We start from the raw sequence: 11670 nt of genomic DNA, 5'->3' as shown, positions 1-11670 counted from the left end.
CGCATCACTGGGCCGACGCGGCCGAAGCCACCGGCAGCACCGGCAGCGGCGCGGCGGTGGCACCCGACGTGGTCGATCCCGCGGCGGGGGCGCCGCTCGGGTTCGTCATGCCGGTCGCCGTCCTGGCGGTCCCGCTGGCGGACACGGCCGTCTTGCCCAGCTCGACGCGCTGCCCGTCGAGCAGCGTGCTGGTCGGGCTGCGCAGGATGCGATCCCCCTGCTTCACCCCGCTCGTGACCACGTACAAGCCCTGGCGGTCGTCCCGCGCGCCCAGGTTCACCGGGGTCTTCGCGACCTTGCCGCCCTCCACGCGCCAGACGAAGGACTTGTCGCCCTCCCGCACCAGCGCGCTGTCGGCCACCATCAGCGCCGAGATGCTGTTGGTCTGCACGCGGCCTTCGGCGTAGAGGCCGGCCACGCCGGGCTGCTGCGCGCCGGCGAAGTCGACCAGCACCTCGACCTGGCGGGTGTTGGCATTGGCGGCCTGGGCGATGCGGCGCACCTTGCCCTGGAAGTCCACCTGCGGATAACCGTTGACGCGGAAGTAGACCGTCTGCGCCAGCTTGAGTTCGGACATCCGGTCGGCGGAGACCAGACCCTCGAAGCGCATCGAGGCCGGGTCCATCACCTTGATCAGTTCCTTGCCGATCTGCGCCGAGTCGCCCGGCGAGACCTTGCGGTCGCTGACGACGCCGTCGAACGGCGCGCGCACCTCGGTGCGCTGCTGCTGCTGGCGCGCCGTGGCCACGCGGGCGCGGGCGGCGACCAGGTCGCTCTGCGCGTTGTTGCGGCGGATCTCCGCGTCTTCCATCGCCTGGATGGAGCTCATGCCCTGCGCCTGCAGCGTTTTCAGGCGCTGGTATTGGCGCTCGGCCTGTTCGAAGCTTTGCGAGGACGCACGGGCGGACTCGTCGGCGGACTGGACCGTGTCGCGGATGGCCGTGTCGTCCAGGCGCACCAGCAGGTCGCCGCGCTTCACGCGCTCGCCGTTCTCCTTGTAGACCTGCAGCACGATCGCCTGGAGCTCGGCGCGCAGGTCGGCCCGGCGTTCCGGCTGGATCGAGCCGGTGATGACCGGGCCGCTGGCATAGGCGCTCACGCCCAGGGTCTGGACGTCCTCGGGCGAGACCAGCAGGCTCGGCGCGCTGGCTGCCTCGGCCGCGGGCGACGCCTTCTTGTCGGGAGAGGACTTGCCGCAACCGGCGAGCAGGGACGCAACGACAAGGGCAATCAGCGACAGACGCAGCATGAAGCGGGCTCCGGGGGAACGTGGCAGTTGGCGTGAAGAGGTGTCCTTCGTGCGAAAGCCGCAAAAAGGCGCGCTAGCTTAACTTCAATGACCCTGCATGCAGGTGGTCACGCCTCGCAGTTCATCCCAGGGAAACAGCGGTTCGTCGCGCCGACGACCGCAGGTCCGCCACTGCCGGTTTGGTTACGTGGCGTTTCATCCCACTCGGGGCCACTCAGCCCTGTCCGCGCCGTCGCGCGCGCCACTTCCGCTCCTAGTGTTTGGCCCGCGTCAACACTGGGCAGGGAATTGCGCACACCTTTTGGCGAGGGCTCACCGTACACCCCACGATCTCGGGGGAAATCCCGCTCTATTGCTGAATGTTAAGAAATAGACTCCAAACGTTATTTATCCCTTTTGCCGATTCGACGTCATGCGCGCACTCTCCATCGTCCATGTGGTCTTCTCGTCTCGCATCGCCGGGGGCGAGCATCATTGCGTCGACCTGGCCAACGCCCAGGCCGCGCTGGGCCACACGGTCCACGTGATCGGACCGGCGGGATCCGCGGTGCGTCACGCGCTGGACCAGCGCGTGAGCTACCACGGCCTGCGCCTGCCCTTGCTGCGCGGCGCGCGCGTGCGCCGGTTGGCCACGAAGCTGGGCGCGGACGTGGTCCACGGCCACCTCGGCCCCGCCTGCAAGGCAGTGGCGGCGGCCAAGCACAGCGCCCGGGTCGGCACGCTGCATGTCGGGTACAAGTCGCATCACCATGCGCGGATGGACGCGCTGGTGTGCGTCAATTCGGCGCAGGTCGGTCACCTGAAGGAATTCGACGGCATGCATCGCGTCATCTACAACTGGGCCCCGGAACGCGCGCCCGGCTCCTGCGCCGCGAAGGCACCGTCCGGCTCGCTGCGCATGGAGCTCGGCATCCCCGCCGCCGCGCCGGTGATCGGCTGCGTCGGCCGGCTGCACGCGGCCAAGGGCATGCACACGCTGATCCAGGCCTTCCAGCAGCACGCGCCGGCGAACGCCCACCTGGTGCTGATCGGCGAGGGCCCGCAGCGCGCGGAGCTCGAGGCGCTGCGCGGCAACGACAAGCGCATCCACCTGCTCGGATTCCGCTGGAACGTCGACGAGCTGCTCGGCGAGATGGACCTGTACGTGTCCTCGTCGCGCGAGGAGCAGTTCCCGCTGGCCATCCTCGAGGCCATGCGCGCCCGTCTGCCGATCGTGGCGACCGCCACGCTGGGCGCGCGCGAGATGCTGGACCCGGCGCAATCGGCCATCGTGGCGATCGACGACGCGTCGGCGATGGGTCAGGCGATCGCCGCCGCGCTCGAGCAACGGCAACGCGACCACCGTCGCCCGATCGACTACGACATGCAACGCTACGACCGCTCGACCGCCGTGCGGGCCACGCTGGGGCTCTATCAGGACGTGCTGACGCGCCAGGGCGCCCGGGAGAAAGACCTGGCTGGCCTGAGCGTGGAAGACGTTCGTGGTTAAGCGTCCGAAGTCGGACTTCTGGACCGTCGGCGTCGTTCCCGAACGCATCGATCTGCTCAGCCCGGCGCGCCTGCGCGAACTGCGGGACCAGATCGTCTGGATGCCCGAGGCCGGCGACTGGCGCTATTACGCCGATCCCTTCGCCTTGCGCGACGGCGACGCGCTGCATGTGTTCGTCGAGAACTTCGACTACCGCACCAAGCGCGCCGACCTGCAGCGACTCACGCTGGATCTGAGCAACGGCGCCTGGAGCGCGCCCAAGCCGGTGCTGCAGACGCCCTTCCACCTGTCCTACCCGTTCGTGTTCGAACACGACGGGCAGGTGTGGATGGTCCCCGAATCGAGCCAGGCCGAGGAAGTCGCGCTCTACCGCGCCGTGGACGGCGCCGAGCGCTGGGAACGGTGGGAGCGGGTCTGCGCGCTGCTGCCGGGCGTGCGCGCGGTCGACGCCTCGCTGCTGCGGCACGACGGCGTCTGGTGGATGTTCTATGCGGTCATCGGCCCGGACAAGCGCGACCAGCGCGAGCTGCACGTCGCCCATGCCGAGTCGCTGCAAGGCCCGTGGACGCCGCATCGCGCGAATCCGGTGAGGTGCGCGCATGATGGCGCGCGGCCCGCCGGCACGCCCTTCGTAGGCGCGGACGGTCTTGTGACGCTGCCGGTCCAGGACAGCCGCAACGGCTACGGCGGAGCGACGCGCTGGCTGCGCTTCAACCGTCTGACGCCGGACGCCGTCGAGGTCCAGGCGCTGCCGGCGACCTTCACCGGCGACCTCGCGCATCGCGACTTCGCCAGCGGCCTGCACACGATGTCCGCCTGCGGCGACGTCACGCTGATCGACGTGAAGCGCATCGACCGCTCGCGCCACCGCCAGTGGCTGGACTGGAAGCGCCGCGTGCGGCGCTGGTTCGGCAAGCGCTGAGGCGGCGCTAGTCCGCGTCGTGCATCGAGGGCGCGATGTCCTCCAAGGGTTTGCGCTCCGCGTCTACGCCGAAGCGCAGCGCGAGCAGGCCTGCCACGATCACCAGCACTGCACCGATGCCGTAGCCGATCGCGACGTTGCCGCGGTCGCCGCTCTCCACCAGCCATCCGAACAGCAACGGTGCGACGAAGCCGCCCGCGCCGGTGCCCACGGCGTAGAAGATCGCAATGGCCATCGCGCGCATCTCGAGCGGGAAGACCTCGCTGACCGTGAGGTAGGCGGAGCTGGCCGCCGCTGACGCGAAGAAGAACACCGCCGACCAGCACAACGCCTGGGAGCGCGCGTCGAGCATGTCCGCGACGAAGGCGATGCCGGTCGCCGCGAGGCCCACGCCGGCCAGACCGTAGGTCAGCGCGATCATGCGGCGGCGGCCGATCCGGTCGAACAGCGGCCCCAGCAGCAGCGGGCCCAGCACGTTGCCGAGCGCGAACGGGAAGATGTAGAGCGCCACCCGATGATCGGCGACGCCATAGAAGCGCGTGAGCACCAGCGCGTAGCTGAAGAAGATCGCGTTGTAGAAGAAGGCCTGCGCCAGCATCAGCGACAAGGCCACGCCGCTGCGGACGCGGTAGCGGCGCAGCAGCACCTGCAGCACCTCGCGCATCGTGGGCACGGCGCGGCGGTGCTCGCTCCGATCCGCCGGCAGCGGCGGCAGCGGCGGCAGCGGCCCGTGCTGCGCGGCGACCTCGGCCTCGATGGCGTCGATGATCCGGCCGGCCTCCTCGCCCCGGCCATGGCGCAGCAGCCAGCGCGGGCTCTCGGGCACGTGGCGGCGCACCAGCACCATGCCGACCGCCAGCAGCGCGCCCATCGCGAAGCCCACGCGCCAGCCCTGCACCGGGCCGAGCACGTCCGGATGCAGCAGCAGCAGGCTGGAGGCGGCGCCCAGCGCGGCGCCGATCCAAAAGCTGCCGTTGATGGCGAGGTTCACCCGACCACGCACGCGGGCGGGCACGAGCTCGTCGATCGCGGAATTGATGGCGGCGTACTCGCCGCCGATGCCCAGTCCGGTGACGAAGCGGCACAGCGCGAAGAAGGTGAAGTCGGTGGAGAAAGCCGTCGCGAGCGTGGCCACGGCGTAGATCGCGAGCGTCGCGAGGAACAGCCGCTTGCGGCCGAGCCGGTCCGACATCCGGCCGAAGACCAGTGCGCCGACGATCGCCCCGGCGAGATACAGCGATCCGGACCAGCCGACCTGGACCGCGCTCAGGCCGAGGGTGTCAGGTCTTTCCAGCACGGCGCCGACCGAGCCGACCAGGGTGACTTCAAGCCCGTCAAGCACCCATGCCACGCCCAGCGCTAGCACCACGCGCCAGTGCCAGCGCGACCAGGGCAGCCGGTCAAGCCGGCGTGCGATATCGAGGGAGGCTGTCATCGACGCCAGATGCGGCAATCCGCGTTCCAAACCGGAGCCTCCGCTCCTGACCGCCCCAATCGGCGGAAACGCCGCGACCCTCAGTCAGCGCATGCCAGCGAGGCCGAAGTCAACGAGCGCGACTGGGGCCGGAAGGGTGCTTGGGGGTCCTGGAGGGATCCCCCATGCCCCCTGGAGCGCCCTCGCCCGGGCTCACGACGTCTTCTTCCAAGCTGCCGCAGCCTCTTCCCACACGTCGGGGCTGCGAGCCACGAGCAACCCCGGCTGCCGGTCGCCAGCGCGATAGGGCGTGCCGTCCAGCCGCGCCGCAAAACCGCCGGCTTCCGTGATGAAAAGCGTGCCTGGCGCATGGTCCCAGGCGAGCTTGCGCCAATACAGCGTCGCGTCGAAGGCGCCTTCGGCGAGTGCGGGGTACTCCGCGCCGGCGCAGTTGAGTCCGGGCAGGATCTCGACGCCCTGCCAGGTCGCGACGCGGTCCTGGTGTTCCTGCGGAAGGAAGCGCGTCTTGACGACGGCCCGCTTCAGCCCGGAGCCCGGCGCCGTGTGCAGCCGTTCCGTCTCCCGCCAGGCGCCCTGCCCGCGCCGGGCGTGATGCAGCACCCCCGAGATCGGATCCAGCATCCAGGCCCCGACGGTCACGCCGTCTTCCAGCAGCGCCACCATCGACGACAGCGGTTCGCGCCCCGAGATGAAGTTGAAGGTCCCGTCCAGCGGATCGACCAGCCACACGGCGCCCTCGTCGAGCTGGTCGAGCAGCTCCGGCGTCTCCGCGCATTGCTCTTCGCCGACGACGCGCGAGCCGGGCACCAGCGCACGCAGCTCGGGGGTGAGGAAGGCCTCGACATCACGATCGACGGTCGTGACCCACTCGCCGGGGGCTTTCTCCATCACCTCCTCGTCCGCCAGATGGCGGAAACGCGGCGCGATCCAGGTGGCGGCGGCGTGGCGCAGCAGTGCGGCGACGGGGTCAGGCGTTGTCGAGGTCATCCGGGGATGCTACCCGCAGTGCCATGACCCCGGCGTGAGCCTCGGCGCGGGTCCGGGCAGCCGCTGCACGCACGCGGTCGCCCCGGGCCCCCTCAAGACCCGGCCCCGGGGGCCGATATCGGAGCATCGCCCGGGAATCCATCATGCACGTCGCCATCCCCTCCGCCTCCTCGGCATCGACCTCGACGGGGACCTCCTCCGCGGCCTCCGGCACCGGCCCCGACGCGCAGATCGCACGTCTGCAATCGCAACTCAAGCAGTTGCAGAAGCAGATGAAGGATCTCGCCTCGGACTCGACGATGGACGCCCAGGCGAAGGAAAAACGCCAGAAGCTGCTGCAAACCCAGATGCAGATGGTGATGGACCAGATCGCCCAGATCCAGAAACAGGCGGCGGAGGCCGCGCAAGCGAAGGCAGCGGAGCGATCCGGCCAGAGCGCCGCGCCCCAGGCCTCGACGCAGGCTCAGGACCGGGACCAGGATCGGGACGCTGATGAGGCCGGCGCAAGGCGCTCTCCCGCTCACGCGTCGCTGGGCGCCTTCCTCGACGAATACGCCTGAGCCTCCTCACGCTAGGATTCCACCCCTGAAGGGGTTCCACATGGTCACGACGATCAAACGCGAAGAGTTCTGTTTCCTGGTGGTCGACGATTTCTCGACCATGCGCCGCATCATCTCCGGGCTGCTCCGCGAGCTGGGCTTCAAGAAGATCCTCGAGGCCGAGGACGGCAAGGCCGCGCTGCGCCAGCTCGAACTCTGTGCCGAGTCGGGCGAACCGGTCCACTTCGTCCTCAGCGACGTGAACATGCCGGTGATGAACGGCTTCCAGCTCCTCGAGGCCCTGCGCGCCAAACCGGAGTCCGATCCGCTGCGCAAGGTGCCGGTGCTGCTGGTCACCGCCGAGGGCCGCAAGGAAGACATCATCCGCGCCGCCCAGCTCGGCGCGACCGGCTACATCGTCAAGCCTTTCAACAAGGACACGGTCGGCGACAAGATCCACCTGACGCTGAAGAACCGGAACATCCTGGTCGACTGAGGCACGCGAGGGCCTGGCGCGCAAATGACGGGCACCTGGCGCGCGGAACGTCCGTAACGCACGTAACGGCTTCCAGGGGGCGTCCCGCCGCCACGCCGCGAGACACTCGCGACCCTTCGCTGCTCCCGCTTCCTCGCATGACCGACCGCAGGCAAGTCCTCGCCGCGGCGCTGGGCTCGCTGCTGATGCCGACCACCCGGTCCATCGCCGCGCCCGCGCTGCCGGATGCCACCGGGCCTTACGCCCTGCCCGGCACCTTCGTCCATCCGCTGCCCGATCCGGCCACCGGCCGCCGCTACGAGGTCTGGATCGATTTGCCGCCGAATGCGCCTCCAAACACCGGTCCCCGACCGGCCGTGTTCGTGACCGATGCGCCCTATGCCTTCCCGCTCGTGCGGGCGCTGCGCAACCGCGTGGGTCAACAGGGTCGCAACCTGGCCGATTTCGCTGTCGTCGGGTTGGCGGGGCCCGCGGATGAATCCGCCGTGGAGATGCGCTCGCGCGACTACACCCCGAGCGATCCCCGGACGCGGCCCGGGCGGCCCGCCGATCGCTATGGCGCGCCGCGCTACGGCGAAGGGGCGGCCTATCTCAAGTACCTGGCCGACATCGCAGTACCGGCCATCTCCGCGCGCTACCAGCTCGACCCGGCCCGCCGCGTGCTGCTCGGGCATTCCTACGGCGCGTTGTTCGCGGCGCAGGTCCTGCTCGCCAGGCCGGCGCTGTTCAGCCACTACATCCTCGGCAGTCCGTCGTTCTGGTTCGATCGTCACCTGGTGTTCGAGCAGGAAGCGGCCTACGCGAAGCAGCACACCGACCTGGCGGCCCGTGTCTTCCAGTACGTCGGCGCCTACGAGGCCGTCGCGCCGGGACCGCGCTTCAACAAGGAGAGCGACCTCGTCGCCGACGTGCGCCGGTTCGAGACACAGCTGCGCAGGCGCCGCTACAAGTCGCTGCGCATCGAGAGCCGCGTTCTGGCCGGCGAGGACCATCTCACCGTCGCGCCGGCCGGCGCGACGCTCGGCCTGCTGTGGGCGCTGCCCGGGAAAGGGCCGTACGAGGGTTGACGCGATTACCATCCTCGCCACTGAACGGAGAGGATGGCGCATGGGGGCCAAGACTTGGATGCTGGTCATCGCGGACGGCGACGCTCGCGCGGCCCTGGAAGGGCAGCCGGCGCTCGACCGCGACGCCACGCGCGCGCTGGCGGAACGGCTCTTCCCGGGAGAGTCGCTCGAGCTGATCGGCGAAGGCGATCTGAGCTACACCAATCCGCCGGACCCGCTGATGTTCATCGGCTGCTTCCCCGGCGTCTCCATCATCGCGGCCAGCGAGTTTGCGGTCGACCACCCGTCGCAGCTGCCGGGCCGCTTCCTCGACATCGCCGGCAAACGCCGGATCACCTTGCACGCGATGCACAGCGTGGTGGACTGGTTCGCCTTTGCCGTCTGGGAAGACGGACGCCTGATCCGCTCCCTGAGCCTGTCCCCCGACAGCGGCATCCTGGAGGACATCGGCGAGCCGCTGCCCTTCGAGGCGCCGTATTGGGCGGAGCAGCAGCGCGTGACCAGCGACCCGGGCGAGGACGCCTACCCCCTGCCCTTCCATCCGCTGGAGCTGGGCGAAGAGGTCCTGCTCGCCCGGTTCGGATATCAGCTCGAGGGCAGTGGCGCAGCGAGCGTCGATCCGTTCTCGATCCCCTTGCTGCACTTCCAGCGCTCGGGCACGCGGCGCAAGGCGGCGGCGGAAGAGACGTCCGAGCCCTCGCCCTGGTGGAAGTTCTGGTGACGGTGCTGGCCGTGGCGCACGCGACGCCCCGGCCGTGCGGCTCAGGCGCCTGAGCCGGACGGCCCGCCCAGGGCCTTCACCACGTCGTCCGGCGCCTGCACCAGTTCGATCAGCACGCCCTCCCCGCCGATGGGGAACTCGCCGCTGCTCTTCGGGTGAATGAAGCAGATGTCGTGGCCTGCCGCGCCCTTGCGGACGCCGCCCGGCGCGAAACGCACCCCGTTCGCGGTCATCCACTCCACCGCCTTGGGCAGATCGTCCACCCACAACCCGACGTGATTGAGCGGCGTCGCGTGGACCGCCGGCCGCTTCTCCGGATCCAGCGGCTGCATCAGATCGACCTCGACGCGATGCGGCCCGGCGCCGATCGCGCAGATGTCCTCGTCGACGTTCTCCTGTTCCGACACGAACGTGCCGGTGACCTCCAGCCCCAGCACGTCCACCCACAGCCGGCGCAGCGCTGCCTTGTCCGGCCCGCCGATGGCGATCTGCTGGATGCCGAGGATCCGATAAGGCTTCGTTGCGTTCATCGTCATATTGATTGGCCGTCAATAACTAATAGGGGTGTCATACCCTGGAAACTGAGCGTGACCGGCCGGCTGGAAACCCGTGAACTTATCACGCCCGACACACGCCAAGCCCGGTCGAGCCCAGGGCCTGCCCAGGGTTTCCTCAGACTTCGTTCACACTGTTTACATCGTGTTTCAGGCGCGCGCTGCAGCAATCCGTCGCTCATCGAGCCGGGCCTCGTCGTGCATCCGGACTTCAGGATCACGCCTAAGTGCCGATCACCATTGGATGTCTGGCGCGTGACAAGTGAACGATCGTTCGACAACGGCGCCGAAATCCCTTGCCTCGGCAAGCATCCCTCCCCCCGCGTTCGCGGGCTTTACGCCGCTTCTGTAACCGTGAACTGAGGCCGACTCCCGGCCCTTTTGTTCCGTTCACGTTAAGCAAGCCGCCAATAACATTTCTGGGCTAGCTCAAGTTTGTCAATCGGCGACCGAAAACCGAATGACGGCATCCGGAAGTTCGGGTGCCCGGCAACAACAAGCTGACCCAACCCCACCTCGCGCCTATGGGCGCATCCGCCCCCCATAGGTTCACGGAGTTCCAAGATGGCATCGCTGATTACCAACCTGACGACCGACCAGATCGCCGCCCTCACGTCGACGACCCTGGCGCGCCTGACCAGCGAAGACTGGGCCGCGTTCACCACCGAGCAGTTCCAGGCGCTGACGACCTCGCAGTTCGCCACGCTCGGCACCAAGGCCGTGTCGCTGTTCACGACGACCAACATCGCCGCCATCGAGACCGACGACCTGCGCGCGTTGACCACCGCCGCGGTGCAGACCTTCACCAGCGCTCAGCTGAATGCCCTGGGCTCCGACCAGTTCGGCGCGATGACGACCCGGCAGGTCGGCGCGATGACCACGCAGCAGGTCAAGAACCTGGAATCGGATGACCTGAACGCGTTGGCCTCCGACCAGATCCGTGCGCTGACCACGCAGCAGGTGGCCGCCATCTCCACCAGCCTGATGGGCAGCCTGGCCTCCGACGACCTGCAGGCCTTGAAGACCGACCAGATCAAGGCCCTGAGCTCGCAACAAGTCGCCGCCCTCTCCACCGAGGGCGTCGCCGCTCTGGCGACCAATCAGGCCGCCGCGCTGAGCAGCACGCAGACCGCCGCGCTGACCTCGGACCAGGCGGCCGCCCTGACCTCCGACGCCGTGCACGCGCTGAGCACCGCCGCCGTCAAGGCGTTGGGCACCGACCAGATCGCCGCGCTGAACTCCGACCAGGTCGCCGCGCTGACCACCGCGCAGATCGGCGCGTTGTCCACGCAGCAGATCCGCCAGCTGGCCAGCGATGAGATCGCCGCCCTGGACACCAACCAGATCCGCGCCATCACCACGCAGCAGATCGCCGCGCTGACCACCGACCAGTTGGCCGGCGTCGACAGCGCCGACGTGCAGGCGCTGACCACGGCGCAGGTCCGCGCGCTGAGCTCGGCCCAGGTCGGCGCCCTGAGCACCGACTCGATCGAGGCGATGAGCTCCGGCCAGATCGGCGCCCTGAGCTCCACCCAGGTCAAGGGCCTGACGACCGACCAGATGGCGGCCATCAGCTCCGATGACATGAAGGCGCTTTCGACCGCCACCATCCGCGCGCTGACGACCGATCAGGTCCAGGCGCTGAATTCCGACCAGGTCTCGGCGCTGACCAGCACCCAGATCGGTTCGCTGACGACCGGCCAGGTCGCCGTGCTGTCGACCGATGAACTGAACGCGCTGAGCAGCGCGCAGATCCGCGCGCTGGGCACCGCCCAGATCGCCGCGCTGTCGACCGACCAGGTCTCCGGCATGGAGTCGGCCGACGTCCAGGCCTTCACGACCGGCCAGGTCGCCGCGCTGAGCTCGGCCCAGATCGCCGCGCTGTCCACCGACGCCATCGTCGCGCTGACCTCCGGCCAGTTCGCGACTCTGACCTCCAAGCAACTGGCCGGCCTGTCGACCGACCAGATCGCCGCCATCGAGTCGCAGGACCTGCGTGCGCTGTCCTCCGCCGCGATCCGCTCGCTGACCACCGACCAGTTCGATGCGCTGCAATCCGACCAGGTCGCCGCGCTGACGACCCAACAGGTCTCCGCCCTTACCACCGGCCAGGTGCAGGCCATGTCCAGCGACGACCTGAACGCGCTGGGCTCGGCCCAGATCCGCGCGCTGGGCACCGCCCAGGTCGCCGCCCTGTCGACCGCCCAGGTC

10 protein-coding genes and 1 pseudogene are annotated in these 11670 nt (G+C 69.2%); 7 read left to right on the top strand and 4 right to left on the bottom strand.

The window, feature by feature from the left end; translation table 11 throughout:
- Positions 1–4 precede the first annotated feature (4 nt).
- A complete protein-coding gene (locus AC07PR_RS00785) occupies positions 5–1249 on the bottom strand; it encodes an efflux RND transporter periplasmic adaptor subunit (RefSeq protein ID WP_377154815.1) in 1245 nt (414 codons plus the stop codon).
- A gap of 412 nt (positions 1250–1661) precedes the next feature.
- On the opposite strand from AC07PR_RS00785, the gene AC07PR_RS00780 reads away from it, so the two are divergent.
- Both AC07PR_RS00780 and AC07PR_RS00775 read left to right on the top strand, forming a co-directional pair.
- On the top strand, positions 1662–2738 hold the full coding sequence (locus tag AC07PR_RS00780) for a glycosyltransferase (RefSeq protein WP_377154814.1): 1077 nt from the start codon (positions 1662–1664) through the stop codon (positions 2736–2738).
- On the top strand, positions 2731–3660 hold the full coding sequence (locus tag AC07PR_RS00775; protein ID WP_495134039.1) for a glucosamine inositolphosphorylceramide transferase family protein: 930 nt from the start codon (positions 2731–2733) through the stop codon (positions 3658–3660). Before AC07PR_RS00780 ends, AC07PR_RS00775 begins: the two co-directional genes overlap by 8 nt.
- A gap of 7 nt (positions 3661–3667) precedes the next feature.
- On the opposite strand, the gene AC07PR_RS00770 is transcribed toward AC07PR_RS00775, so the two are convergent.
- Both AC07PR_RS00770 and AC07PR_RS00765 read right to left on the bottom strand, forming a co-directional pair.
- The gene (locus AC07PR_RS00770) at positions 3668–5095 is read right to left on the bottom strand and encodes an MFS transporter (RefSeq protein WP_495134038.1); all 1428 of its coding nucleotides are present in this window, start codon (positions 5093–5095) and stop codon (positions 3668–3670) included.
- Positions 5096–5287: 192 nt separating this feature from the next.
- On the bottom strand, positions 5288–6082 hold the full coding sequence (locus tag AC07PR_RS00765) for an inositol monophosphatase family protein (protein ID WP_483106608.1): 795 nt from the start codon (positions 6080–6082) through the stop codon (positions 5288–5290).
- Between the two features lie 143 nt (positions 6083–6225).
- Between AC07PR_RS00765 and AC07PR_RS00760 the strand changes: the two genes are divergently transcribed.
- The 4 genes from AC07PR_RS00760 (at position 6226) to AC07PR_RS00745 (ending at position 8905) form a co-directional block, all read left to right on the top strand.
- The gene (locus AC07PR_RS00760) at positions 6226–6642 is read left to right on the top strand and encodes a FlxA-like family protein (protein WP_495134037.1); all 417 of its coding nucleotides are present in this window, start codon (positions 6226–6228) and stop codon (positions 6640–6642) included.
- A 40-nt stretch (positions 6643–6682) separates the two neighbouring features.
- Positions 6683–7117 carry a response regulator gene (locus AC07PR_RS00755; protein WP_377154810.1) on the top strand — a complete coding sequence of 145 codons (435 nt, stop codon included), beginning with the start codon at positions 6683–6685 and terminating at the stop codon, positions 7115–7117.
- 137 nt (positions 7118–7254) lie between these two features.
- The gene (locus tag AC07PR_RS00750; RefSeq protein ID WP_377154809.1) at positions 7255–8184 is read left to right on the top strand and encodes an alpha/beta hydrolase; all 930 of its coding nucleotides are present in this window, start codon (positions 7255–7257) and stop codon (positions 8182–8184) included.
- 40 nt (positions 8185–8224) lie between these two features.
- The gene (locus AC07PR_RS00745; protein WP_495134036.1) at positions 8225–8905 is read left to right on the top strand and encodes a DUF6928 family protein; all 681 of its coding nucleotides are present in this window, start codon (positions 8225–8227) and stop codon (positions 8903–8905) included.
- A gap of 41 nt (positions 8906–8946) precedes the next feature.
- Here the strand turns inward: AC07PR_RS00745 and AC07PR_RS00740 are convergent, their stop codons facing one another.
- On the bottom strand, positions 8947–9441 hold the full coding sequence (locus AC07PR_RS00740) for a VOC family protein (RefSeq protein ID WP_483106612.1): 495 nt from the start codon (positions 9439–9441) through the stop codon (positions 8947–8949).
- A 582-nt stretch (positions 9442–10023) separates the two neighbouring features.
- On the opposite strand from AC07PR_RS00740, the pseudogene AC07PR_RS00735 reads away from it, so the two are divergent.
- Positions 10024–11670, top strand: a pseudogene (locus AC07PR_RS00735) (hypothetical protein); the annotation flags it as partial.

The organism is Roseateles sp. GW821-FHT09H11, from assembly GCF_059415845.1.
The sequence above is the reverse complement of the archived record's forward strand: the minus strand, read 5'-3'. Positions and strand labels throughout refer to the sequence as shown.